At 70.4% G+C, this 24976-nt stretch carries 23 protein-coding genes; 9 read left to right on the plus strand and 14 right to left on the minus strand.

What is annotated here, in order from left to right; translation table 11 throughout:
- The coding region (locus ACWD0Y_RS19940) for an amidohydrolase (RefSeq protein WP_450261651.1) at window positions 1-1108 on the plus strand (1108 nt) is incomplete at its 5' end.
- Window positions 1109-1176: 68 nt separating this feature from the next.
- The gene (locus ACWD0Y_RS19945) at window positions 1177-1611 is read left to right on the plus strand and encodes a protein-tyrosine phosphatase family protein (protein WP_450261652.1); all 435 of its coding nucleotides are present in this window, start codon (window positions 1177-1179) and stop codon (window positions 1609-1611) included.
- A 99-nt stretch (window positions 1612-1710) separates the two neighbouring features.
- Here ACWD0Y_RS19945 and ACWD0Y_RS19950 read toward each other — a convergent pair whose 3' ends face one another.
- Entirely contained in the window at window positions 1711-2142 is a 432-nt protein-coding gene (locus tag ACWD0Y_RS19950) for a PPOX class F420-dependent oxidoreductase (RefSeq protein WP_450261653.1), read from the minus strand.
- 794 nt (window positions 2143-2936) lie between these two features.
- Between ACWD0Y_RS19950 and ACWD0Y_RS19955 the strand changes: the two genes are divergently transcribed.
- Both ACWD0Y_RS19955 and ACWD0Y_RS19960 read left to right on the plus strand, forming a co-directional pair.
- Window positions 2937-3428 carry a sigma factor-like helix-turn-helix DNA-binding protein gene (locus tag ACWD0Y_RS19955; protein WP_450261654.1) on the plus strand — a complete coding sequence of 164 codons (492 nt, stop codon included), beginning with the start codon at window positions 2937-2939 and terminating at the stop codon, window positions 3426-3428.
- Between the two features lie 219 nt (window positions 3429-3647).
- Window positions 3648-4463, plus strand: coding sequence for an SAM-dependent methyltransferase (locus ACWD0Y_RS19960; protein ID WP_450261655.1), 816 nt, complete (start codon window positions 3648-3650; stop codon window positions 4461-4463).
- A 27-nt stretch (window positions 4464-4490) separates the two neighbouring features.
- Here the strand turns inward: ACWD0Y_RS19960 and ACWD0Y_RS19965 are convergent, their stop codons facing one another.
- The 3 genes from ACWD0Y_RS19965 to ACWD0Y_RS19975 form a co-directional block, all read right to left on the minus strand.
- Entirely contained in the window at window positions 4491-5417 is a 927-nt protein-coding gene (locus ACWD0Y_RS19965) for a helix-turn-helix domain-containing protein (protein ID WP_450261656.1), read from the minus strand.
- A gap of 73 nt (window positions 5418-5490) precedes the next feature.
- The gene (locus tag ACWD0Y_RS19970; protein WP_093803829.1) at window positions 5491-5742 is read right to left on the minus strand and encodes a DUF397 domain-containing protein; all 252 of its coding nucleotides are present in this window, start codon (window positions 5740-5742) and stop codon (window positions 5491-5493) included.
- A 349-nt stretch (window positions 5743-6091) separates the two neighbouring features.
- Window positions 6092-6562: a GNAT family N-acetyltransferase gene (locus tag ACWD0Y_RS19975; protein ID WP_450261657.1), complete on the minus strand. Its 471-nt coding sequence runs from the start codon at window positions 6560-6562 to the stop codon at window positions 6092-6094.
- Window positions 6563-7127: 565 nt separating this feature from the next.
- Between ACWD0Y_RS19975 and ACWD0Y_RS19980 the strand changes: the two genes are divergently transcribed.
- On the plus strand, window positions 7128-9017 hold the full coding sequence (locus ACWD0Y_RS19980) for an ABC transporter ATP-binding protein (RefSeq protein WP_450261658.1): 1890 nt from the start codon (window positions 7128-7130) through the stop codon (window positions 9015-9017).
- Window positions 9018-9292: 275 nt separating this feature from the next.
- On the opposite strand, the gene ACWD0Y_RS19985 is transcribed toward ACWD0Y_RS19980, so the two are convergent.
- The 5 genes from ACWD0Y_RS19985 to ACWD0Y_RS20005 all read right to left on the minus strand — a co-directional run bounded on the left by ACWD0Y_RS19985 (window position 9293) and on the right by ACWD0Y_RS20005 (window position 15308).
- Window positions 9293-10756, minus strand: a complete 1464-nt coding sequence (locus tag ACWD0Y_RS19985) for a cellulose binding domain-containing protein (protein ID WP_450261659.1) — start codon at window positions 10754-10756, stop codon at window positions 9293-9295.
- Window positions 10753-12270 carry a beta-N-acetylhexosaminidase gene (locus tag ACWD0Y_RS19990; RefSeq protein ID WP_450261660.1) on the minus strand — a complete coding sequence of 506 codons (1518 nt, stop codon included), beginning with the start codon at window positions 12268-12270 and terminating at the stop codon, window positions 10753-10755. Before ACWD0Y_RS19990 ends, ACWD0Y_RS19985 begins: the two co-directional genes overlap by 4 nt.
- Before the next feature lie 8 nt (window positions 12271-12278).
- Window positions 12279-13028 carry a carbohydrate ABC transporter permease gene (locus ACWD0Y_RS19995; RefSeq protein WP_450261693.1) on the minus strand — a complete coding sequence of 250 codons (750 nt, stop codon included), beginning with the start codon at window positions 13026-13028 and terminating at the stop codon, window positions 12279-12281.
- A gap of 104 nt (window positions 13029-13132) precedes the next feature.
- Complete coding sequence (locus tag ACWD0Y_RS20000) at window positions 13133-14026, minus strand: carbohydrate ABC transporter permease (RefSeq protein WP_450261661.1); 894 nt, start codon at window positions 14024-14026, stop codon at window positions 13133-13135.
- Window positions 14027-14051: 25 nt separating this feature from the next.
- Window positions 14052-15308 carry an extracellular solute-binding protein gene (locus ACWD0Y_RS20005; protein ID WP_450261662.1) on the minus strand — a complete coding sequence of 419 codons (1257 nt, stop codon included), beginning with the start codon at window positions 15306-15308 and terminating at the stop codon, window positions 14052-14054.
- A 192-nt stretch (window positions 15309-15500) separates the two neighbouring features.
- Here ACWD0Y_RS20005 and ACWD0Y_RS20010 point away from each other — a divergent pair, with 192 nt between their 5' ends.
- The 3 genes from ACWD0Y_RS20010 to ACWD0Y_RS20020 all read left to right on the plus strand — a co-directional run bounded on the left by ACWD0Y_RS20010 (window position 15501) and on the right by ACWD0Y_RS20020 (window position 17863).
- Complete coding sequence (locus ACWD0Y_RS20010; RefSeq protein ID WP_450261663.1) at window positions 15501-16328, plus strand: GntR family transcriptional regulator; 828 nt, start codon at window positions 15501-15503, stop codon at window positions 16326-16328.
- A gap of 169 nt (window positions 16329-16497) precedes the next feature.
- Window positions 16498-16650: a hypothetical protein gene (locus tag ACWD0Y_RS20015; RefSeq protein WP_450261664.1), complete on the plus strand. Its 153-nt coding sequence runs from the start codon at window positions 16498-16500 to the stop codon at window positions 16648-16650.
- Between the two features lie 43 nt (window positions 16651-16693).
- Complete coding sequence (locus ACWD0Y_RS20020) at window positions 16694-17863, plus strand: type III polyketide synthase (RefSeq protein WP_450261665.1); 1170 nt, start codon at window positions 16694-16696, stop codon at window positions 17861-17863.
- A 28-nt stretch (window positions 17864-17891) separates the two neighbouring features.
- Here the strand turns inward: ACWD0Y_RS20020 and efeB are convergent, their stop codons facing one another.
- The 3 genes from efeB to ACWD0Y_RS20035 form a co-directional block, all read right to left on the minus strand.
- Window positions 17892-19142, minus strand: coding sequence for an iron uptake transporter deferrochelatase/peroxidase subunit (gene efeB / locus ACWD0Y_RS20025; RefSeq protein WP_450261666.1), 1251 nt, complete (start codon window positions 19140-19142; stop codon window positions 17892-17894).
- 536 nt (window positions 19143-19678) lie between these two features.
- The gene (locus tag ACWD0Y_RS20030) at window positions 19679-20263 is read right to left on the minus strand and encodes a hypothetical protein (protein ID WP_450261667.1); all 585 of its coding nucleotides are present in this window, start codon (window positions 20261-20263) and stop codon (window positions 19679-19681) included.
- Between the two features lie 163 nt (window positions 20264-20426).
- Window positions 20427-22277 (minus strand): glycoside hydrolase family 15 protein, encoded by a 1851-nt coding sequence (locus ACWD0Y_RS20035; RefSeq protein ID WP_450261668.1) that lies wholly within the window; start codon window positions 22275-22277, stop codon window positions 20427-20429.
- Window positions 22278-22460: 183 nt separating this feature from the next.
- Between ACWD0Y_RS20035 and ACWD0Y_RS20040 the strand changes: the two genes are divergently transcribed.
- On the plus strand, window positions 22461-22634 hold the full coding sequence (locus ACWD0Y_RS20040) for a hypothetical protein (protein WP_450261669.1): 174 nt from the start codon (window positions 22461-22463) through the stop codon (window positions 22632-22634).
- Window positions 22635-23165: 531 nt separating this feature from the next.
- Here the strand turns inward: ACWD0Y_RS20040 and ACWD0Y_RS20045 are convergent.
- Window positions 23166-23327 carry a hypothetical protein gene (locus ACWD0Y_RS20045; protein WP_176710211.1) on the minus strand — a complete coding sequence of 54 codons (162 nt, stop codon included), beginning with the start codon at window positions 23325-23327 and terminating at the stop codon, window positions 23166-23168.
- A gap of 405 nt (window positions 23328-23732) precedes the next feature.
- Window positions 23733-24950 (minus strand): MFS transporter, encoded by a 1218-nt coding sequence (locus ACWD0Y_RS20050; RefSeq protein WP_450261670.1) that lies wholly within the window; start codon window positions 24948-24950, stop codon window positions 23733-23735.
- Window positions 24951-24976: the final 26 nt, after the last annotated feature.

Below are 24976 nucleotides of genomic sequence, written 5' to 3' on the forward strand. Positions count from 1 at the left end.
CCGCACCGGCGCGCACCCGGTCCTCCACCGCGAGCACCCCGACCGGCACCCCCTCGACCAGCACCACCACGGCCGTGTGCCCCGCCCCCTCCACCCCGACAAGACGACGTGGGGCGGCCCCTGGGTGACGCGCGAGCCGGCGAGCGGCATCGCCGACTACGTCGAACAGGACGTGGAGCTGTTCCGCAGCCAGCGTCGCCCCGTCGCGGAACGCGCGTACGGCCTGATGGCACATGCCGTGTCCCGCGGCACCCGGGCGATGCGCGCCCACGCGGACGTGGCCCCGGCCTACGATCTGGCCGGCGTCGAGGGCGTGGGCGCGGCCCGCAAGCGTCTGCGGCACGCGCTCGACGTCCAGATCGTGGCGTTCCCGCAGCACGGCGTCGTCCGCACCCCCGGCACCGCCGAGCTGCTCGAGGAGGCCGCGCGCACGGGAGCCGTCGACATGATCGGCGGCATCGATCCGATCGGTTTCGACGAGGCGCTCGACGAGCAGCTCGACCTGGTCTTCGGCATCGCGGACCGGCACGGTGTCGGGCTGGACATCCACCTGCACGACCGGGGCGAGAAGGGACTCACGGAGCTGCGCGGGATCATCGACCGTACGCGGGCCCTGTCCCTGCGCGGAAAGGTCACCCTCAGCCACGTCTTCTGCCTGCCCGGCCTCACCGACCGCGAACTCGACGCGGTCGCCGCCGATCTGGGCGACCTCGGCATCTCGCTGACGACGGTGGCGCCGTCCGCCTCGCTGGTACTGCCGATCGCGCGGCTGCGGGAGCACGGCGTGCGCGTGGGTCTCGGATCCGACGGGGTGCGCGACGCGTGGAGCCCGTTCGGCAACGCCGACATGCTGCACCGGGCACATCTGCTGGGCTGGGTCACGGATGTCCGCCTCGACGACGAACTGGCGGACTGTTACCGCGTGGCGGCGCACGGCGGCGCGGACGTCATGGGCCTCGCCCACGCGGACCTCGAGCCCGGTTCCCCGGCCGACTTCGTTCTCGTACGCGGCGAGTGCCTGCCGCAGGTCGTGGTGGACATGCCGCAGCGCGACATGGTGGTGCACGGCGGCCGCGTCGTGGCGCGCGACGGAGAGCCGGCCGGCTGAGGTCCGGCTCCGAAGGCGGGTCACGCGGTGCGACGACGGGTTCAGCCGGCCGTCGGTAGCATGACCGCATGGCGGAGAACTGGAGTTCGACAGAGCCCGGGGTCATACGGTTCCCCTCGGGCGTCCTGGTGCGCGGCCGGGGCCTGCGTCACCCCCTCCCTCCAGGACCGGCTCCGTCCTTCGCGGTCCATCTGCTCGGAAAGCGGCCCCCGTCGACCGAGTGGGACGCCCGGTGGCTGCGCTGGCCCGACTTCTGGCTTCCCGAGGACCGCCGGCAGGCTCGGAGCGTTTTCGAGGAGGCACTGAGCCGGGCGGCGAGCGAACGCGTCGAGGTCGCCTGCGGTGGTGGGCGCGGACGGACGGGAACGGCCCTGGCCTGCATGGCCGTTCTTGACGGGGTCCCGGCGGACCGGGCCGTACAGTTCGTCCGCCGGCACTACCACCGTCGCGCTGTGGAGACCCCCTGGCAGCGACGGTTCGTAGCGCGCTTCGAAGACGCGTAGCGCTCTCGCGTCCCACCGGTTCGTCCGGTGGGCCTGCCCGCCGGACGAACCGGGCGCCGGCGCGGACCTGGGCATACGGGGAGTCCCCTCGGCGCGCTCTCAGCGCAGGTCGGCGCCGTACACGTGGTCGACCGCCATCACCATGAGCACCCTGCGGTCGGACACCATCACCGACCGGTACTCGTCCCAGTCCGGGTGCTCCCCGGCGGCGATGCGGTAGTAGTCCACCAGTGCTTCGACCTCGGTGCCGTGGGGGTCCGTTCCCGGCCCGACGAGTGTCACCGTGCCCTCGGCGGTGGCCCAGGCCGTGCCGTCGGGGCTGGTGACCTCCAGCGCGGCTCGTGGGTCCCGGCGCAGGTTCGCCGTCTTGGCCGACCTTTCGGTCATCGAGACGTAGAGGACACCTGCTTCCTGGTCGTAGGAGGGCATGACGGGCGAGAGCTGGGGCCGGCCGTCCTTCTTGATGGTCGCGAGGACACCGAGCCTGCTTTCCGCGAGCAGCGTGCGCGGGTTGAACGGAATGGCAGTCATGTCCGGGGACAAGTCGTCACCGGATACCGGTTATTCCCCGGCGCTGCGTGCGCGCCCGCCGCCGGTCATGGCCGTGCCCCTCGGGAAGCCGTCCGGAACACCCCGCGCCGGGGCTCCTGAGAGCCGGCGGGTGCAGGCCGGGGGCCGGCCGCGACGGCGTCACCGTCAGGGTCGGCGAGTCGCCCGCCTTCGCCGGTGTGCGGTTCCACACAGCGGCGGGACACCCGTCGCGCAGGAACCCTCCGGCCTGTCGGCGACACCGTCCGGATTCGACATGAAATGTTCATAATATTTCGAACCGTGACTGGTTCCGACCTGCCGTAACGCATGCCGGAGCAGGTAGCGCAATTGCATGAATAACAGGTTCCGGTTGTTCTGCAATTTCATTTCCCGGGCCGGTGAAGCATTTGTTGCGGGAAGAGAATTGATGGCGACTCGACAGCGCAGGCGCTACCGTTCATTCACACGGCATACGCGACGCCGGGAAACCTCGGAGGAAATCGTGAAGTCACCGGAGCCTCCGGGGAGACAACCACCAAGGAAAGGAAACCCATGCGTGACCTATTTTTCACCGCGGGTTCTTCCGTGTTCGCGGCAGGACACGGCAACCACACTCCACCATCACCCGCAGTAAAACTCAGGCCCTGATTTCCCCGGCTGTCACGCTGGAGACCAGCCCCCCTCCCCTCCCGTGCCGGAGGCCACGGGTCCGGGCGAGAGACACCGCCCGGCACCGCCCGTCTCCCCCGGCCCACGACCTGCTTGCGCCGACACCCCGGAAGGAGATCACCAACATGGCCGGGGCATCTCACCAGCCCGGGTCCGGTCGCAGCAGCGTACGGGCCCACCACCCCTCCGGGCCGCCGGAGCCACTGGCGGTCTGCCTGCCGCTGGACTACACCGCGTTCTGCCTGCTGCACCGGGATGCGTACCTGCGCTATGCCCAGGCCCGGCTCGCCGACGCCGAGGCGGGCCGGGCGGTGGTGGAGGCCGCCCTGGGGCAACTGGCCCTGATCTGGCCCACGGCGCTGAGCAGTTCCTGCCCGGCCGCCGTGGCCTGGCGGCTGCTCGGCCGCCTGATCACGTCGTCGGTGGAGCACACCGCGCCGGCCGCGGCGGGCCGTGAGGACGTTCACGGGCGGTTACCGGCCGTCCAGGCCGATGCGGTGGTCCTGTGCCACCACCTCTCCCTGACACCGAGGCAGGCCGCCGCTCTCATGGGCGTGCAGGAGCCGACAGTCAGCAGCTGGCTCAGCGCGGCCCGGCGCAACCTGCCGACGGCCTGAGTCCCGGCATCGGCCCGCGGGATCCGCGCGAGGCCCCGGCACACACCCGCCCGGCCACCGGCGTGCCCGCCGACACGCATGTCATATGCCGAACGACCAGTCCGCTTCCGCGGGTCTCCGCTTCCCTCCATCGAGGTCTGGTTCCGCTGCCTCCGCCTTGCTTACCATGTGGGCTTCACCGAATCGACGTGCTGTCACAACAGTGCGGTGAGGGGCCGGATGAACCACGGGGATCGACCGCTGTCCGCATCAATCGACGTGACCGTACCGAGCGTTGCTCGCATGTACGACTTCCTCCTCGGCGGCAAGGACAGTTATCCCGCCGATCAGAAGGCCTGCGCGCAGCTGCTGGAGCAGGTGCCCAGCACGAAGGCCCTGGCCGTGAACAACCGGCGCTTTCTGCAGCGTGTGGTGAGGACCCTGGCGGCGGAGTACGGCGTGCGCCAGTTCATCGACCACGGGTCCGGCCTGCCGACCCGTGACAATGTCCACCAGGTCGCCCAGCGCGTCGACCCGTCCTCCCGGGTGGTCTACATAGACAACGACCCGATCGTGCTGGCACACGGCCGCGCCCTCCTGGAGGAGAACACCTCCACCGCCGTCATCCACGCCGACATGCGGGACACCGACGGCATCTTCGGCCACCCCGACACCCGGCGGCTCATCGACCTGAGCCGGCCGGTGGCCGCCCTGTTCGTGTCGGTGCTGCACTGCATTCCCGACGACGACGATCCGGCCGGCCTCGTCCGCCGCGTGGCGTCGCGCCTGGCCCCGGGCAGCTTCTTGGTGGTGTGCCAACTCGTCAGCCCTGACGCTGCGGTGCGTGAATTCGTCACCGACTTCATGCGGGAGAGCACACAGGGAAGGTGGGGGCGCGTCCGCGAGGAGAGCGACGTACACGCGTTCCTCGAGGGTATGGACATCCTCCCCCCCGGGCTCGTGGAGGTCTCCACGTGGCGGCCCGACTCGGACATGGCTCCGCGCCAGGAGACCGACGAGTGGACCGAGTTCGGCGGTGTCGCCCGGATCCGGTGATCCGTACGCGCACTCCGGGCTCCCGCGTCAGGCGGAGAGGTCCTGGATGGTCTTCTTCAGCAGCTCCCGAGTGGCTCTGGGCGTGAGGGCTGCCGCGGAGAGGCGGTCCAGCAGGGCGCGGTATTCCACGGTCGCCTCGGGGCGCTCCAGGAATTCCGCGCCGTTGAGCTGTTCCAGGTACACGACGTCGGGCACGTCCTGTTCGGGGAAACGGAGATGGGTGAACGGGGTGTTGGACGACAACGCCTCGGGAGCGTTCCGGGGGACCACCTGCAGCGTGATGGCGGAGTTCTCGTCCGACAGCCTGGAGACGTCCAGCAGATGCTGCAGCTGCTCCCGCATCACGTCAGGCCTGCCCAGTGTCCGGTGGAGCGCGGATTCGTCGATCAGCGCCCACAGGGAAGGCGGATTCGGCCGCGCCAGCATCTCCTGGCGGCGCATCCGGAGCTGCGTACGCTGCTCCACCTCGGCCCGGCCGGCCATCGGAAGACCGAGGCTGATCACAGTACGGGCGAAGCTCTCGGTCTGCAGCAGCCCGGGGATGAGCTGCACCTCGTAGGTACGGATCGTCTCCGCGGACTCCTGCAGACCGATGAACTCCTCGAGCCACTCGGGCAGCATGGTGTGGCTGTAGCGCTGCCACCACACGGATCCCTCGGCCCGGTGCAGCAGTTCCCGCATCAGAGATGCCTCGTCCGGCCCGGCGCCGTAGAGGCCGAGCAGAAGAGCCACGTCCTTCTCCTCGGCCGGCTTCTTCCCTCTGCCCTGCTCGATTCGGCAGATCTTCGAGTTGCTGAACCCGGCGCGCTTGGCGGCCTGCCCCTGCGAGAGGCCCGCCTCCTCGCGCAGGGCTGCCAGGTGGCGGCCCACCAGTCTCTTCAGCAGGACGGGCGCCTGGCCGGGGCGTTGCAGGTAACGCTCGAGGGACACGACTCGGTTCGGCAGGGCGGACATAGCGGCTCCAGCTCAACGACAGGGGTCGAAGACGAGTGTTGCAGCCGGCAGCCCGGTCCACGCCCGGTATCCGCTATGTCGCGCGCCCCTCCAGGGCGAAGTGATCGAATTCCCCTTCCTTGACGCCGGCGAGAAACGCGTCGATCTCGGCACGCGTGTACACCAGCGCCGGCCCCTGCGGATCGCGGGAGTTGCGGACTGCGACCTCACCGCACGAAAGGGCCGCCACCTCGACGCAGTTGCCCACCGCGTTGCTGTGCCGGCTCTTCACCCAGGTGACGTTCACCAGAGAACCGGCCGGAACTCCATTACTGACCTGTCGCATAACACCTCTCTCGCCGAACCGTTCGAACAAGTCCGCAACACGACTGCGGCGACCGCTCCGGCCCCGGGAACGGACGCGCCTACGAAGGGGATCGTGGGATTTCTCGTGCAATTGCACGCGCCGTGCGGACGGTGGGGATACTAACTTCACGACCCGGCCATTCGCGGGCCGCGCGACCGGCGATTCCCCAGGGGAGAAAACGTGCTGGGGCATGCGAAAGCCGCACAAAACCAGCCCGGAAACGACGCCGATCTTCCCCAGCACACACGCGACAGTTCACTCGAAAGAGAAACGCGGGTGTGACGTCCCACTCGCGGCCGGGCCCAGGGGCTCCCGGGCGGTTCCGTGCCTAGCCCAACTCCAGTTCCCCCACCCTCTGGTCTCCGCTCATCTCCCCTGTCGGCCGGATCCCGAGCCCAAGGTAGAAGCGCTCGGGGCCGTCTTCGCCCGGGTGCCAGGTGGTGGTGAGGCGGGTGCCGCCGCGGCGGCGGATTTCGGCGGCCACGGACTCGACCGCGAAGCGGCCGTAACCGCGGCCCTGCTCGCCGGCCGCGATGTTGAGGCGCCAGAGGCCCGAGCGGATGTCGGTGCCCTTGCCGTCGCCGGCGAAGTCCATGCCGAGGAAGGCCATGAGGAAGCCGACGGGCCGGTCACCGTCGAGTATCAGGCGGGGCCAGGCTGTGCCGGGGTACACGTACGCCTCGGCGAGGGACTTCACGACCGGAGCGACCAAGTGCTCCTGGTCGGGGCGGACCTTCAAGCCGATCGCGGCGTCGAAATTGCCGGCAGTGATCTTCTCCAGGCGGAGTGCAGTCGTCATGCGGGCACCATAATCCTGGTGATCAAGTGATTTTTCGCGCCGCACACTTCCCCGAGGACAGCGACAGCTGCCCCGCGCTCCTCCCGGTTCCGCGATCAGCGGTACACGGCGTACGCCCTCACGGACACGGTCCTCGTCCACTGCCCGGGCTGCGACGGCATCGCCTTCCTCGTGCCCGCACCGGGCGGCTCCGAGGCCGTGTCCCCGGGGCGACGCCACGGACCGTCACCGGGTGGGCCCGGGAAAGCGCCCTTCTGCGCAAGGCGGGCGCCGGGGCGGGCGAGACCGCCGCGCAGCTCGACACGGTGCGGGCCGAGACCGCCCGGGTGTGGCGCCCCGTCGCCCGCCACCGGGCCTCCCCCGTCCACCGGCGTCAAGGACCGGACAGCCACGCCGCGGCAGCGGTGAGCCCCGTGGCCGGGCACCGGCCCGAACGGCGTGCAAGGGCCGGTGGCCGCGGCTTCCCTTGACCTCAAGTCCGGTTCAGGATCTAACTTTCCGTGTGCGCCCCGGGCCACGCCGGCCGACGGGCACCGCGTCGGCCCACCAGCCCCGGAGGCACCTCATGGACATGGAAGTCACCGCGTGGACATCGCTGCACAGCGCGATGAACGCCCAACAGGACCGGAGGCCCTTCTCCCGGGTCACCCTGCGCCGCATCGCCTCCTTCGCCCGGCCGCACCGCCGGCAGCTGTACCGCTTCCTGCTGCTCAGTGTGGTCACCGCCCTGCTCGCGGTGGCCACCCCCGTCCTCGCCGGCAGCGTCATCGACGCGGTCGTCCAGGGCCGGGAGACCGGCACGGTCACCCGGCTCGCGCTCCTCATCGCCGCCATCGCCGTCGCCGAGGCGGGTCTCGGTCTGCTGACGCGCCGGCTGTCGGCCACCCTGGGCGAGGGGCTGATCCTCGATCTCCGTACGGCGGTCTTCGACCACGTCCAGCGCATGCCGGTCGCCTTCTTCACCCGCACCCGGACCGGCGCACTCGTCAGCCGGCTCAACAACGACGTCATCGGCGCTCAGCGTGCCTTCAGCAACACTCTCTCCGGCGTCGTCTCCAACCTCGTCACCCTGCTGCTGACTCTCACCGTGATGCTCGGCATCTCCTGGCAGATCACCCTGCTCGCCCTCGTCCTGTTGCCGGTGTTCGTCGTCCCCGCCCGCCGGATGGGTTCCCGGATGGCGAAGCTGCAGCGCGAGGCCGCCCACCACAACGCCGCCATGGGCACCCAGATGACCGAACGCTTCTCCGCCCCCGGCGCGACCCTCGTCAAGCTCTTCGGACGCCCGGCCGACGAGTCCGCGGAATTCGCCGCACGCGCCCGCAGGGTGCGGGACATCGGCATCCGTACCGCCATGACCCAGTCCACGTTCATCACCGCCCTCACCCTGGTGTCCGCCCTGGCACTCGCCCTGGTCTACGGACTCGGCGGCTACTACGCGCTGCGCGGCAGCCTCGACCCGGGAGCCGTCGTCGCCCTCGCCCTGCTCCTGACCCGCCTCTACGCCCCGCTGACCGCGCTGGCCGGTGCCCGGGTCGAGGTGATGAGCGCGCTGGTGAGCTTCGAGCGGGTCTTCGAGATCCTCGGTCTCGAGCCGCTGATCGCCGAGAAGCCGGACGCCCGCCGGGTTCCGGACGGGCCGGTTTCCGTGGAGTTCGACGGGGTCTCCTTCGCCTACCCCTCCGCCGACAAGGTCTCCCTCGCGTCCCTCGAAGAAGTCGCGACCCTCGACTCCCGTGACGCCGCCGAGGTTCTGCACGGTGTCTCCTTCCGCGCCGAGCCCGGCCGGATGGTCGCCCTGGTCGGCTCCTCCGGCGCGGGCAAGTCCACGATCGCGCAGCTCCTGCCGAGGCTGTACGACGCCGACTCCGGTTCCGTACGGCTGAACGGCGTCGACGTACGGGACCTGAGCGCCGCCTCGATCCGCGAGACCATCGGCATGGTCACCCAGGACGGGCACCTCTTCCACGAGTCCGTACGCGCCAACCTGCTCCTCGCCCGGCCCGACGCCACCGAGGACGACATCTGGGACGCCCTGCGCCGCTCCCGCCTCGACGCTCTGGTGGCCTCGCTGCCCGACGGCCTCGACACCGTCGTGGGCGAACGCGGCTACCGGTTCTCCGGCGGCGAGCGGCAGCGGCTGACCATCGCCCGGCTGCTGCTGGCCCGCCAGCGGGTCGTCATCCTCGACGAGGCGACCGCCCACCTCGACTCCACCTCCGAGGCGGCCGTCCAGGAGGCTCTGGACGAGGCGCTCGAGGGCCGTACCGCCGTGGTGATCGCCCACAGGCTCTCGACCGTACGAGCCGCCGACCTGATCCTGGTCGTCGAGGAGGGCCGGATCGTCGAACGCGGGACCCACGCGGAACTGCTGGCCGCCGGAGGCCGGTACCAGGAGCTGTACCGCACCCAGTTCGACCGTCCGGGGGCGGAGGAGGCACACCCCGTCCGCTGAGGTGCCTCCCCGTGACGGTGGGGCCGGGAGCCGCCGCCGCGGGCGCTTCCAGCGACGCGGCCGACGTGGCGATGGACTCGGTGGCGGACAGGCAGCCGCTCCCGTACCGCGGTCACGGCCGGGCCTCTGCTGCCGCTCCCGGGCGGACTCACCGGCGCAACGACCACAGCGCGCACCCCTGACCGCCTCCCGGGGGCGGGAGTTCCTGCCGGGCCGTACTCCGGCGGGCGGTCGCCCGGCCGGCGTCCGCCCGCCGACCGTCCGCCGGAGTACGGTCACTGGCCGCCCGGCACCGTGTCCTCGAAGGCCGTCCCCGCTGCCCGGAACGCGGCGACCCGGGCGGTGACCTGCGCCGGAGTCAGCGTCTGGTCCTTGACATGGAGCACGTAGTCGACCTTCTGGTCGTAGGCGCGCGGTGTGGTGCCGGTCTGCCCCGCGAGGTCGATGAGCCACTGGTTGAAGTTGATGGACATCGGCCGCTCGGGCAGATAGCGGGCGTCATGACGGCCGAACTCCTGCCCGTCGACGTAGTAGGTGATGTTGCTGTCGTCGATGGTGACGACGAGGTCGTGCCAGCCCGCGTAGCTCGTGCGGACCTCGGAGTGCTGGTTGACGGCCTCCCAGGGGTCGGGCCGGTAGGTCTCCCACGAGGTGGTGTAGAGGATGTTGCCCGGCTCGCCCCAGCCGCCGTTGGGGAGGTACTCGAAGTCGTACTCGGCGTAGTCGTCCGCCATCGGGGCCTTGAGGTCGTTGATGGTGAAGAAGGTCTGCACGACACGGTCGCCGTCAGGCCCCGACTTCGGCGCGTCGGAGAACCGCACCCGGGCCGCGTAGGTGCCGTTCTTGAACTTGGTCGCCTTGGTGAGGACTTCGGTGTGCTTCGTCGACTCGGCGGTGCCGGCCGTCGACGTCTCCAGGTTCATGATGGAGTTGGTCCCCTCCATGGCGAAGGTGACGTTCTGCGCCGCCCAGGTCGCCCCCGGCACCCCCGGTCCGCCCGCGTTCGACCGTACGCTCCAGCCGTGGGCTCCGATCGCCGGATCGGTGTGCGAGGTGTAGTCGAAGTCGTCGAAGAGCGTGGCGCCCCCGGTCGGCGGGTCGGTCGGGTCGGGGTCCGGCCCCGGGCCGTTGCCCTCGGGCGCCGTGCCCCACACCGGCGTACCACCGACACTGGCGGTGACCTTGGACCAGTTCCCGTACGCCGTCTGGGCGGGGCCGAAGGAGTAGTCGTCGCTCTGGTTCAGCGGCTGCCAGTTGGAGCGGTGGAAGCGCAGCTGCATGTCGCCGGTGTCCGCGCCGGGCGCGAGGGTGCCGGCACCGGCGGTGAAGCCGATCTCCAGGTAGCGGTCGGCGGTGGCGGTCGGCTTGGCGAGGGTGCCGAAGGTGCCGGTGATGTTCGCGCAGCCCTTGACCGCCCAGGAGCAGGCGAAGGTGTACGAGGCGCCGGCGTCGGCCTTGAAGTAGTAGCGGATCTTGACCTGGCCGAGGGAGACCGGGGTGCTGCCGGTGTTGACGGCCTTGAACCAGGGTTCGGCCTGGTCGCTGCCGGTGGCGCTCTGCCGGTACTGGACCGCCAGCGACTCGTCCGCCGCGGCGGCGGGGCCCGCCGACAGGGTGGCGCAGCCCAGGGCGGCCACGAGGGCGGCGGCCAGGGCCGCGCGTGTCCGTGTGGTGCGCGCTCTCCTGCCGGTACTGGTGCTGGTACCGCTGCCGTCTGTGCTGGTGCTGATGCTGGTCACCTGATGTTCCTCTCGGGACGAAGACGGATCGTGGAGGGACGGCCCGCCACCTTCAGGGCGTCGAGCCGGGCGCTGTGGTGGTGCAGTCGTGCCTGGAACCCGGGCCAGTCGTGGCCGCCCGACCACGCGGTGTCGGCCAGTGCGCACAGCCGGGGGAAGGCGAGGTACTCGGCGTGTGCGGGGGTGGGGACGTATTCCGTCCACAGCTGGGCCTGGGTGCCGAGCACCCGGGCCGCGGCCGCCGGTTCCCAGTGGGCGGGTGCGGGGTCGGTCTCGTAGACGGTCCGCAGGCCGACCACCTCGCCGGGCTGGCCGGGCGGCTCCTCCGGGAGCGCGGACTGCGGGTAGTCGAGGTACGTGGAGCGGTAGGGGGCCATGATCACGTCCTGGCCCCGGCGGGCGGCGGCCAGTCCGTGGTCGCCCTCGCGCCAGGCCAGGGCCGTGAAGGCGGCCGGCAGGTCGTCTCCGGTGGCGGTCCAGCCCAGGGGCCGGCGCCCGCGCGCGCCCAGGAAGGCGCCGATGCGCTCCATGAACCAGCCGTGCAGGGCTTCGGGCCCGGACAGCCCTTCCGCGGCGACGCGCGCCAGGGCGGCGGGCGCGTGGTGCCACTCGGTGGCCGGGCACTCCTCGCCGCCGATGTGGACGTACGGCGAGGGGAAGGTTTCCATGACCTCGTCCAGTACGGTGCGGCAGAAGCCGAGGACCTCGTCGTGGACGCCCAGGACGGTGTCGCACACCCCCCAGCGGTTCCACACCTCCAGTCGCCGCTCGGGCCGGTTGCCCAGGTGCGGGTAGGCCGCGAGGGCGGCGCGCACGTGACCGGGCATCTCGATCTCCGGTACGACGGTGACTCCCCGGTCGGCGGCGTACGCCACCAGGGCGCTCAGCTCCTCGCGGGTGTACGCGCCGCCGTGCGGCACCCCTCCCACCTCGGTGAGCCTGGGGTACGCGGCGACGGGCATCCGCCAGCCCTGGTCGTCGGTCAGGTGCAGGTGCAGCACGTTGAGTTTGTGCAGGGCCAGCAGGTCGGTGAAGCGCCGCAGGAACGAAACGGGCTGGAAGTGGCGGGCCACGTCGAGCATCGCGCCGCGCCAGGCGAACCGGGGCACGTCCGTGATCTGTACGCACGGTACGGACCACCGTGTGCCGCGTACCGGTTCGGCCGACAGCGCGGCGGGCGGCAGGAGCTGCCGGACGGTCTGGACGCCGTGCAGCAGCCCTTCGGGCCGGGCGGCGCGCAGCAGGACCGCGTCACCGCCGACGGTGAGCCCGTATCCCTGTGTGCCGAGACCGGTGAGTCCGGGGTCGAGGAGGAGAACGACCCGGCCGTCCGCGGCGAGGGGCAGCGGCAGGCCGGTCGCCGGGGCCAGCAGGGTGCGCAGCAGCGCGGCCGCCGGTTCGGCGCCGGGGGCGGCGCGGATCGCCGTGGCGTCGTCGAAGGTGAACCAGCCCTGGGTCAGGCTGAGTTGCGAGGGTGTCGGGACAAGGCCGAGGCCGGGGCGCGGCAGGGACACGGCGTCTCCTATCCCTTGACCGCGCCGCCGGTCATCCCGGCGGCGACCCGGCGCTGGAGCACCAGGAAGAGGATGAGGACGGGCAGGGCGAAGAGCGTGGAGGCGGCCATGGTGGCGCCCCAGTCGGTGCCGAAGACGTTCGAGAACGAGGAGAGCCAGACCGGGAGGGTGCGGTCGTCCTGGTTCTTGATGATCAGCATGTTGGCGAAGGCGAACTCGTTCCAGGCGGTGATGAAGCCGAAGAGCGAGGTGGCGAGCAGTCCGGGCGCGAGGAGGGGGAAGGTGACTCTCCGGAACGCGGTGGCGCGGGTGCAGCCGTCCACCTGGGCGGCCTCCTCGAGTTCCACGGGGATCGCCGTGAGGAAGCCGCGCAGGGTCACGATGGTGAACGGCAGGGTGATCATGAAGTAGACGAGGGTGAGGGTGGCGAGCCTGTCGAGCATGCCGGTGTCGCGGGCGATGACGTACATCGGGATCAGCAGCGCCTCCCAGGGAGCGACCTGTGCGAGGAAGACCATCAGGACGAAGCCGCGGCGGCCTTTCCAGCGCAGCCTGGCCACCGCGAAGGCGGAGCCGAGGGCCACCGCCAGGGCCAGCAGCACACAACCGGCCGTGACGATGAGGCTGTTGCGCCAGAAGGACCAGAAGCCGTCGGCGTTCACCGCTGCGGAGAAGTGCTCCAGTGTCAGCGCGGTGGGCAGGAACACGGGCGTCTCGGCCTGGATGTCCGCGGTGGGCTTGAGGGCGGTGAGGACCATCCAGTACACGGGGAAGACGCAGAGCGCGAAGACGATGAGCGCGCCCGCGTTCAGGGGCAGCCTGCGCAGTACCGCGGAGGCGGAGGCGGACGTGGGGACAGGTCTCACAGCTCGGCCTCCTGCCGGAACATCTGACGGAAGTAGAGGATCAGCGCGGCGACCAGGATGAGTACGGTGAGGGTCGCCGCGGCCGCTCCGAGGTCGTAGCGGTGCAGCGACTGCGCCACTTGGTAGGAGTAGACCGGCAGGGTGGTGGTCGCTCCGCCGGGCCCGCCCTTGGTGACGGCCCAGATCTGGGCGAAGCACCGGAAGACCCAGATGACTTCGAGGCTGAGGACCAGGCCGAAGACGGGTGCCAGGACGGGCAGGGTGATGGAGCGGAAGATCCGCCAGCCGCCGGCGCCGTCGATGCGGGCGGACTCGAAGAGTTCGGTGGGGACCGTGGTCAGCGCGGAGTGCAGGGTGATGGCGGCGAACGGCACGGACTGCCATACGACGAGCAGGACCAGGACGGTGAAGGCCGCCGGTCCGTGCGCCAGCCAGGAGTAGTTCTCGAAGGAGTCGAACCCGAGCCGGACCAGCAGCCAGTTGACCACCCCCAGACGGGAGGAGAAGAGCCACTGGAAGACGGTGGTCGTGGCGATGACGGGGCTGGCCCAGGCGAGCACCAGTCCGCTCAGGACCAGGGTCCGCATCCGCTTGCCCAGCGCCTGGAGCATCAGCGCGACGGCCGTGCCGATCACCATGATGAGGACGACGTTGACCGCGGTCCACCCCAGCGTGCGGCGGACCACCTGCCAGAACTCGCCGTCGCGCAGGATCTCCCGGTAGTTCTCCAGGCCGGCGAAGCCCGCGTCCCCCCGGATCAGTTCCGCCATCCCGTAGTGCTGGAGGGAGATCAGCAGGTTGCGGGCGAAGGGGTAGGCGAGCAGGAGGACGACGCCGATGACGGTGGGCGCGATGAGCAGATAGGGCCACAGAGCTCCGGGACGCCTCATGATCTCTTCCCCGGCCGGGCCCCGCTCATGGGCGGAGGGTCTTGCTGATGGCGTCCGAGGCGTCCTTCGCGGCCTTCTCCGGGTCGCTTCCGGTCAGCACGGCGGTCATGTACTGCTTGATCGGGTTGGTGGCCTCGACGGCGGCCCACTGCGGGGAGTTGGGCGTGGCACGTCCCTGCGCGGCCGCGGCGGCCATGGCTGCGGTGCCCTCGTTGTCCTCGATGACCCCGGCCAGCGACGTCCTGTTGGGGACGTAGCTCATGGTCCTGGCCAGATCCGTCTGCCACTTCTCCCCGGTGAGCGACTTGACCACCTGGTACGCCGCGTCCTGGCGGGCGGAGGCGGCGGGGACGATCAGGTCGGAGCCACCGGTGAAGGTCGCTCCGGGCCTGCTTGCCGTCTTGCCGGGGATCGGGAAGAAACCGAGTTTTCCCGCCAGGGCCGGATTGGCCTGTTCCACGATCTTCGCGCCGCCGGGGACCGAGATGATCTGGGCGACGTCGCCCTTGGCGAAGACTTCCGCCTGCGGCGGCTTGGCCTCGTCGGAGTCCTCCGGGCCCTTGCCCAGCGCCTGGAGCCGCTGGTAGAAGTCCATGCCCCTGAGTGCCTCGGGGCTGTCGAGCGCCCCCTTCCAGCTGCCGCCGCTCTCCTGGGCGAGTTCGCCGCCCTCCTCCCAGATGAAGCCGGCGAGGGTGTACCAGTTCTGTCCGGGGAGGTAGATGCCCTGTGTCCTGCCCTGGTTGAGCTCTGCGGTGATCCGCAGCCACTCGTCACGGGTCTTGGGCGGGGAGGTGATGCCCGCCTTCCTGAAAAGATCCTTGTTGTAGATCACGACGCGGTTGGCCGCGTACCAGGGGATGCCGTACTGCTTGCCGTCGACCTTCCCCGGTTCGGCAAGACCGGGCAGCCAGTCGCCGCCCCGCAGGTCCCCCGTCCTGTCACTGAGGTCGAGCACTCCGCCGCTCTGCGCGTACTGCGCGACCTGGGTGTTGCCCACCTCGATGACGTCCGGGGCGTCCTTGCTCGCGAGCGCGGCGGTGATCTTCTCACCGATGCCGTCCCACTCCTGTATCTGGATGTCGAGGTCGGTGTCCTTGTGCCGCTGCTCGAAGTCCTTCTCGAATCGCTGGAGATACGCGTCGGAGACGCTGTCCTTCATGATCCATACGGTGAGCCTGCCGGGGCCTGCCGCCGCATCGGAGCCGGACGACGAGGTGCTGCAGGCGGTGAGCGCGGTAGCGGCTGCGAGAGCTGAGGCAGCGGCGATGAAGCGGATCTTCACGGGGTCACCTCGTAAGAGAGTTGACCAGTTGGCCAACTGGACAACGACGTGGCTAGAAGGTGGCATAGACCAATGGGCGCGTCAACCCTCTTGTAATCAAAGGATGTTGAGGCAGCCATGACGCGCTTCTTCGATTGAACTAGCCTTTACCACCAGACCAGTCATCGACGACGGAGCAGAGAGGTCAGGTCCATGGAGAACAGCTCCTCAGGCGCCGTACTGAAGCGGGAGCGGGTCCGGGAATTCCTCCTCGGGCTGATCGAGACACGCCGTCCCGGCGACGCCATCCCCTCGGAGCGCGCTCTCAGCGCCGAACTGGGCGTCTCCCGCCCCACCCTGCGCGCCGCCGTGGACGAACTCGTCGCCACCGGGCAGCTCGTACGCGAACACGGCCGCGGCATGTTCGTCGCCCCCGCCAAGATCACCCAGGAACTGGTCTCCGGCGACGCCGCGCTGGCCGTGCCCCGTGCGGCGGGCGCCTGGTCCAGCAGGCTGCTGAAGCTCGACACCATCCGTGCGGGCGCCCGCATCGGCCGCAAGCTGCGCGTCTCCCCCGCGGCCGAGGTGGTCTACATCGCCCGGCTGCGGCTGGTCGACGGGACGCCGATGGCCATCGAGCACCTCCACATCCCCGCCGAACTGGTCCCCTCCCTCAGCCCGCAGGAACTGGAGGCGGGCGATCTGTACGACCACTTGCGGGAGCAGCACCAGGTGTACGTCGACCAGGCGGTGCAGTCGATCGAGCCGACCGTCGTCAACGAGGCCGAGGCCGCCGTGCTCGACGTTCCGGTGCTCTCCCCGGCCCTGCTGGTGGAGCGCCTCACCACCGACACCGCGGGCCATCCCGTCGAGTACGTCCACTCGGTCTACCGCGGCGACCGCTACCGCATCGTCTCCCGGCTCGCCCTCGGGACTTCCGCCCCGCGTCCACGTGCCGAAGGGCACCACCCGGGCATTCCGCCCGGCGACTTCGCGCACGGCGACATCATCACGTCGTCGACGACGGGAGACGCGTACTGACCGGCGCGACGGGGGCCGGCCCTCACGGGAGGGGCCGGGTTCCGCCATGACCCGAACGGGGCCAGTTGCGTGGGCTGTGCGAGGGACAAGGCGGCATGGCGTGTTTCCCGGCGACCGCCCCGGGGTCTATATGAGCAGGTTCCCGTGAAACCAGGACTGGAGTACGCACATGAGTTCTGCCGCCGGTGCGTGGCATTGCCTGTCCGACCACACGAAGGGCCTGGAGCACGGCACACCGCGTCACATGGCGTTCGGGGACGAGACCGCCTGGAGCACCGCCTCGATCCGGCGCCGCCCCCGGACCCTCCCGGTCGTCCGGTGACGCCGACGATACCCATCGACCGCAGTCGCGGAGGGAAGCAGCCATGACCACCCTGTGCAGGCCGGCCATCGCCGTCCCTGACCACATCATCACTCTCGACGAAACACTGGAACTCGCCCGGCAGTTGCACTCCGGCCACGAGCAACTGGGCCTGGCACTGCGGCTGATCGAGAACACCGGCGTACTCACCCGGCACATCGTCCAGCCGATCGCCGACACCCTGCGCCATCCGGGATTCGAGCAGCGCAACCTGCTGTACACCGCGGAGGCCAAGTCACGCGTCCCCGACGTGGTCGAACGCGCGCTCGACCACGCCGAACTGAAGGCCCGGGACATCGATCTGCTGATCTACGTCTCGTGCACCGGGTTCATGATGCCCTCGATGACGGCATGGATGATCAACTCGCTCGGGTTCCGCTCCAACACCCGCCAGCTGCCCATCGCCCAGCTCGGGTGTGCGGCCGGCGGTGCCGCGATCAACCGGGCCCACGACTTCTGCCTCGCCTACCCGCAGTCCAACGTGCTCATCGTCGCCTGCGAGTTCTGTTCGCTGTGCTACCAGCCGACCGACCTGGGAGTGGGGTCGCTGCTGTCCAACGGGCTGTTCGGCGACGCCCTCGCCGCGGCCGTCGTACGCGGCGAGGGCGGCACGGGCGTGGCGCTGGAGCGCAACGGCTCGCACCTGGTCCCGGACACGGAGGACTGGATCTCCTACAGCGTCCGCGACACCGGCTTCCACTTCCTCCTGGACAAGCGGGTCCCGGGCACGATGGAGATGCTCGCGCCCGCACTGCGTACGCTCGCGGACCAGCATCTCTGGGACGTCTCCGGCCTGGACTTCTACATCGTCCATGCCGGTGGTCCGCGCATCCTGGACGACCTCTCCCACTTCCTGGACCTCCCGCCGGAGACCTTCAGGTTCAGCCGCGCGACGCTCACCGAGCGTGGGAACATCGCGAGCGCCGTCGTCTTCGACGCCCTCGACCGCCTCTTCGAGGAAGGCCGGGTCGCCGGTTCCGGTACGGGTCTGATCGCCGGGTTCGGTCCCGGCATCACCGCCGAGATCGCCCTGGGCCGCTGGACGGGGACATCACCCGTCGTCGGCACGGCGGACGAGACGGCCGTCTTCTCCGAACGCGACGTACTGCCCTCCGGGCTCCGGCACGCCCCCGCCTCCGCTCGTCCGCCCGCCACTGCCCGGCCGGTGAGGTAGGGGCTCCGGTCACAAGGACACGGGCGGGTCAGGTCTTCAGCAGGGCCGAACCGAACCAGTCGGAGGCGTCGCGCACCCCGGGCAGCGCGAAGAAGTACCCGCCGCCGGTCGGTGAGACGAACCGGGCGAGCGGCTCGCCCGCGAGCCGCTTCTGCATCGTGGCGAACTGCCGCGCGACGTCCTGCTGGTAGCAGCAGAAGACCAGTCCGAGGTCGAGGCTGCCGTCCGTGTCGAATCCGCCGTCGTAGTTGTAACTCCTGCGCAGAAGGAGGGAGTCGGCGGTCTCGGCCGTGCGTGGATTGGCGAGCCGGATGTGGGAGTCCAGCGGGGTCTTCTTGCCGTGCGGATCCTTGCCGTAGTCCGGCAGGTCCTCCTCACGGCGGCCGTCCAGCGGAGCGCCGGACGCCTTGCGGCGGCCGAAGATCTTCTCCTGGGTCGCGGTCGGCACTCTGTCCCAGGATTCCACGCGGAAGCGGATGAGGCGGAGCACCTGGTAGCAGCCGCCCGCGGTCCAGGCCGGCTCGCCGGAGGAAGGCTTCACCCATACGAGCCGGTCCATCTCCTTGGACGAGGCCGTATCCGGGTTGATGATCCCGTCCTTGAAGCCGACGAAGGTGCGTGAGGCACCCGAGGGCCGCGCCGGATTGTGGAAGCCGTCGGCCCGCCAGCGGGGCCGCATCCTTCCGTCGGTCCGGCGCGCCAGTTCCCGGATGACGTGTACGACGGCGTCCGGGTGCTCAGCGCAGATCTGCAGCGAGAGATCACCGTGGCAGGTCGCCGGGTCGAGACGGTCGTCGGGAAACTCCGGCATCGGGGTGAGGAGCCGTGGCCGGCGGCCGGCGAGACCGAAACGGTCGTCGAAGAGCGACGCGCCGACGCCGAGCGTGATGGTCAGACCGTCCTGGGTCTGCGGCTCGGCGGCCACTTCCACGTCCTTGGGCTTCACACCCCGGATGAGAAGGCGGGCCTGTTCGGTGAGCGTCTTGAACAGTTCCTTGAGTTCCTTGCGGTCCTCGGCCAGGACGTCGAAGGAGATGAACCCGGCGAAGGCCTGCTGCTCGGTGATGATCCCCGCCTGGTGAGCGCCGTGGAACGGGTAGCGGCGCACGGTTTTGCGGCAGGGCCCGGCGGCCGGGGCGCCGTACGCGGCCGGCTGCGCGGCGTACGCTTCCAGGCTTCCGAAGCCGGTGGCCGCCGCACCGGCGACGGTGGCGGCCCGTCGCAGAAATCTCCGCCGCCCGTCGTCCTGCCGCCGCGCATCGACCTGGTCACGTCCCATGGTTCCGCCGTCCTGTCGTCGCACGACCCGCTGACTCGCTGCCCCGGTGGAGCGACCCGGCGTGGAAACCCGGTGCCCGGTTGCAGCATCCGTGCGCGATTCTGGAACATCGCTGGTCAAAGAGGTGGACCAACACTTCACCGACTGGCGGATTCATGCAGGAGTGTGCCGGCCTGTCGTCCGCTTGGACTACCGGCCCCGGGCCGGTCGTACGTCGCCCGAAGGTCCCCGGGCTCGCCCCCTGAACTGCGCGAGGCCGCCTCCACGAGCACGGGAGGCGGCCTCGCGCAGCGGGCGCGGCTCAGTGAGAGTCCGCCCGGTGGACCGTCATGGACCCGCCGGCCGGCCAGGGCGTCGTGACTCCGGCTACCGGCCGCTCCGCTCGCCGTACCGCGCCGGACCGCGCCGGACCGCGACAAAGGACCCGTTCGCTGCTGAGCACACAACTGCGCCTGCGGGGGAACCCGTTCTCGTCACCCGCGCCCCGTCACACACTGCCCTCCAGCGACGCTTCACGTCCTGCCGGCGGCGGATCGTTACGCGCCTTCGGCTCCCGTACTCGGCACGGCAGCCGGCTGTTCCGTGGCGGATCCGTCCTTGACGGCCCTGTAGTAGACGGACTTCTGCTGCTTGGTTCGTTCGCTCTGGTTCTTGGCGACCGACGCCTCAAGGGCGTTGCGCACCACTGTGACGCTCAGCGTGCGTTCGGGGTGTTCCTGTGCCAGTTCCTGGGCGACTTCGGCCGCCGACCGCGGTTCCTGGTGCCTGGCGAGAACGGCGACGACGAGTTCCCGCAGCGGGGGCACGTTCTTGTTGGTCTTTGCCCCGCTCTTCGGTTCCGCGGCCTTCCTGGGACGCTTGTCGTTGTCGGAGCCTGCCTTTGCGCGCCGCGCCCTGGGAACTGTCGCGGTCTTGACCGCCTTGGCCTTCTTCACGGGAGGAGTGCCCAGGGCCGCCTGCATGCTCACCAGCAGTTCGTGGTCCTTCTGCAGGGCTTCGAGCTGCGCCTGGAGAGTGGCCACCTCGGACCTGATGCGTTCCTGCTCCCTCGTGTTGCGCTCCAGATCGGCGTCGACCTGCTTGGCGTACTGGGTCTGCAGAGTGGGATTGCTTTCCGGCATGACTACTCGCTTTCCTTGCACGTCTGTTGGAGGCGGATGTTACTCACATTTGTTGCTCTTCAGAACCTCGTGGGATTTACGTCACCGGCAAACAACCCACGCATCGCGCCGACGCGCACGACGTTCGTCCCGCACACCGCCCGTCAGAACGGGGCGGATGTTCTCACTGGAACCATGCGTGGGTGGAGAGTTCCGGGCGTACACCGTGCTGGGCGCGGGCGAGGACGACAGCGCTCGATACGAGCCCGACGTGACTGAGTCCTTGGGGGAAATTACCGAGGAAGGAGAGGTCTCCCGGGGAGATCTGCTCGGCGAACAGACCGAGCGGACTGGCGTAGGAACACAACTTCTCGAAGAGTTCGGAGGCTTCGTCGACGCGGCCCTGGCCTGCGAGGTTGTCCACCATCCAGAAACTGCACAGCAGGAACGCGCCCTCCGGCTCGTCGAGTCCGTCGGGTGAGTCCTGCGGGAGATAGCGGTACAGCAGACCGTCGCCCGCACCGAGCCGTTCGGCGATCGCCCGTGTGGTGGCGACCATGCGCGGGTGGTCGGCGGGCAGGACACGTCTGAGCGGCAGAGCGAGGAGTGAGGCGTCCAGTCCGCCTCCCCGGCCGAGGTGTTCGGTGAGGGAGTTCATCCGCTCGTCCCACGCGTCGTGGATGATCGTTTCGGTGAGGTGCCGGGCCTCCGTGGCCCATGTGGTGGCGTCGCCCGGCAGGCCCAAACGGGTGACGAGCCGCGCCGCGCGGTCGAGTGCCACCTGGCACATCGCCGCGGAGTACGTGAAGGGGCGCCCCGGGGTCCGTACCTCCCAGATGCCGTGATCCGGCGCCCTCCAGGCGGTGCGGGCCTGTTCGGCCAGGCCGGCCAGGCGGTGCCACAGGCCGTCGCTCAGCGTTCTGCCGGTGGCCGCCCACTGGAAGGCACAGTCCAGGAGTTCTCCGTAGACGTCGTGCTGCACCTGCTCCGCCGCGGCGTTGCCCCAGCGCACGGGTGAGGAACGGCGGTACCCCTCCAGTTCCTCGTCGACGACTTCGACCGGCGCCGGCCGGCCGTCCACGGCGTACAGGACGCGCAGCCGCCCTTCGCGCCCGGCGGCGGTGAGCGCCCAGTGGAGGAAGCCGCCGGCCTCGGAGGTCAGGCCGATCCGGCGCAGGGCGAACACCGTGTACGCGGCATCACGTATCCACGCGTAGCGGTAGTCCCAGTTGCGGTCTCCTCCGACGCATTCGGGCAGCGACGAGGTGGGGGCGGCGACGATGGCGCCGTTCTCGACGTGCTCCAGGAGCTTGAGGGTGATGGCCGAGCGCCGTACCAGGTCGGCGCGGGGAGAGTCGTGCACGATGCTCGCCGACCAGCGTCGCCACGCTTCCACGGTGCCGGTGATGCAACTGTCGGCCGGCGGACCCGGGCGGGAGGCCCCCCGGTCCCACTGCCCGTTCCAGCGCAGGCCCACCCGGAGCTCCTCCCCTTCGCCGAGAGGCACTGTGCACTGGGGGCCGGACAACGGCCGGGAGGCGCTCAGATACAGCTCGAGGGACTGACGCGGGCAGGCCAGCCGGCAGCCCCCGGCGGTGCTCCCGGACCGGGCACCGCCGTACGGCCGTACCGCCACGGTCAGGTCGACGCTGCCGTGCACGACCTTCGCGTGACGGACCAGTTCCCCCCTGCCTGCGGGGGCGTCCTCCTCCAGGTGCGCACCCGCTTCGAGGAGGAACGCATCGGTGACCTCGACGACTCCTGTGTCCGCGAACAGCTCCGTCACCAGGACCGCGGTGTCCTCGACGTAGTACTGACGGCTTTCCCGCAGTCCCTGCGGTGCGATCAGGAAGGAACCGCCGCAGTGCCGGTCGAGCAGTGAGCAGAACAGTGGCGGAGCGTCGAAGCGGGGGACGCACATGAAACTGACGGCGCCGTCGCGGCCCACCAGGGCGCACCCGCGGCCGTCTCCTATCAGACCGTGGTCCTCGATCGGCAGGTACCCGTCCCGGGGCAGTCGCGACCGCTCGTTCATACCTGGCCCTGTACCCACTGAGCGCGGAGAGGATCAGCCGGCGGGGCTCGGCGCCGGTCCGGCGCCGGTGCGGGACCCGCTGCGGCCGGGAGACCGGGACGGTCCGGCCGTCGGCGTGCAGCCGTGGCGGGGCTGTGTGACTCTTGCCGCGGGACCATGCCTCACCGACGGGAGGAGACGGTGATGAATCAGCTCGGAGACAAGCCGGAAGAGGTCCGCAAGCGGCTGGAGGAAGAGAAGCGGACCGCCCGGGAGCAGGACCGGAGCCGGGATTCCGCCGGCCGGGGCCCCGAGTCCGAGGAGCCGTCCGAAAAGGCGCACGAGCCGACGTACGGGGACGAGCGGGATTCGGGCTGACCGCGCGGGAGGCCGGACCGGTGCCGGGCAGCAGGCCGCCATGTCAGGGGCCGTCTTCCGGCCGGCCCTCGGCCCGGTCGTGCCCGTCGCCCCGCTTCGCGGCCGGCATCGTCGTGCTCACGGTCGGCACCGAGGACCGCACGGCAGTCCTTGTGCACCTCCGGCCCCGTCTGCGCAGCACTGCCCGGGTACCAGGTGTGTGGCGACGTGGGACCGGCGTCCGTGACGGGTTCGGCCGACCATGTCGTGGCCGCGCGGACCGGGGCGTACGACGGAGTGATCCGGTGGCAACCGGGAGCGGAGCCACCCGGTGCCGGGTGACATGCGTACGTGGGTGTCCGCCGGCGAGCCGTCCACGACCGGTGTCGGCTGCGTGAGCATGTCCCGGCCCTGCGATCGCTGAGTGCCGTTCCGGCCCATGTGAGGCCCCCGGATGTGGCCCTGCCCGACGAAACGGCGTATGACGGGCAGCGCCGGGGCGCGGCGGCACGGTTTCGCTTCGGCGCGCTCCCCTGCCCGTGCCGGACCGGCCTACCAGCGCATCGCTGTCGCGCGCACAGAGCTGAAGTCCATGGCCTGCTCCACCTCCCGCAGGGTCTGCTCGGCGATCTGGCGCACCTCGGCGGGTACGTCGCCTCGCTCCTCTATGAGACCTGCGTAGATCGGTGCCTCGGCATGGTGTGTGGAACTCACGTGATGAGGGCCCTTCGAGTCGGTACGTGTGCGGTTTCTGGCGGCGGCAGGAAACGGAGGACGAGTGTAGGGGGTCTGTGGAGTGCCGGAGCAGACCGCCCCCGTGTCCGGGCTTCGCGACCCGCAGCTTACGGCGTGAGCGTCGTGCGGCTCCGGCCCGCCCGGCCCACCGGGACGGTGTCAGTGGGGCGTGACACCGTCCGCCGCATGGTGAACTCGCGTGCGGGACGCGGCGCGGACGTGTTCCGGGAAGGGGATTTCCCGGTCCGCGCACTGACCTGCGTGTGGGATCTGTCTCCTTCCGGAGCGGCGTCACCGTCGAAGGCGCTCCCGGGCAGCGGCCCCTCACGACGGGTGCGCCCCGGTCCGTCACCATCCGGACCGGGGCGCGTTCGGCGTCGGTGTTCACGAAGTGGCGCTCACCCGCTGGGCGGGGAAGCCGTGGGTGCGGGCGGCCACCACCACGAGCAGGACCGGCACCAGGAGCACAAGGACGCTCCAGGGGAAGGAGGTGGAGCCGAAGCGGTCGAGGAGGAGCCCGCCGACGACTCCGCCGCCCGCCATGGCCGCGTTCCACAGCGTGACGAGCATGGCCTGCGCGGCGTCGGCCGAGTCTTTGCCCGCGTCGCCCACGGCGGTCTGCAGCAGCGTGGGGGCGCCTCCCCATCCGAGCCCCCACAGTGTCACGGCGAGGTAGACCATGGCGGGGCTGTCGGCGAGCACCGCCAGGATGGCGGCGGCCACGGCGACCAGGACGGTGCCGGCGATGGTGAGGGTCCGCGGCCGGCGGTTGATCTGAGCGCCCACGATCCAGATGCCCGCCAGGGAGGCGGCGCCGAAGACCAGCAGTACGAGGTCGGTCGAGTCGCCCATGCCGAGCCGGTCGAGGAACGTGGCGATGAAGGTGTAGAGGATGGTGTGGGCCAGTACGAACACCAGGGTGACGAACAGGACCGGTGTCACCCCGGGGATGCGCAGGGTCCGCAGGACCGGGGTCCGGCCGTCCTGCCGCTGCCCGGGGTAGTCGGGAACCGCAGCGGTGATCCACGCGAGCAGGAGGACGGTGAGGGCGGTCATGGTCAGGAACGCCACCTGCCAGCTGAGCACCTTGCCGAGGAAGGTTCCCGCGGGCACCCCCAGCGACAGGGCCACCGGGATGCCGGCCATGGCGATCGCGATCGCTCTGCCTTGCAGGTGTACGGGCGCCATGCGGCGGGCGTATCCGGCCAGCAGGGCCCAGGCCAGGCCCGCGGCGACCCCGGCGACGAACCGGGCCACCATGGTCAGGGAGTAGTCGGACGAGACCGCGGTGACCGTGTTGGCGGCGGCGAATCCCGCCATCGCCGTCAGCAGCAGACGCTTGCGCCGCCACCGGGCGGTGGCGGCGGTCAGGGGGATCGCCGTGAGCGCGGTTCCGACGGCGTAGACCGTCACCGTCTGCCCCGTGGCCGATTCGCTGACGCCCAGGTCGGCGCTCATCGCGGGCAGCAGACCCGCGGGCAGGGTCTCGGTCAGGCTGGTGACGAAGACGGCGGTGGCCAGAGCCAGCAGCGCCGGCAACGGGAGTTTCTGGTGGGTGGTCCCGGCATCGGGGCGGGTGAGTTCGGTCGTGTGGTTCCGCATGCCGAGTATGCTCGATCCCTCACATC

It is taken from the genome of Streptomyces altiplanensis (genome assembly GCF_053591575.1).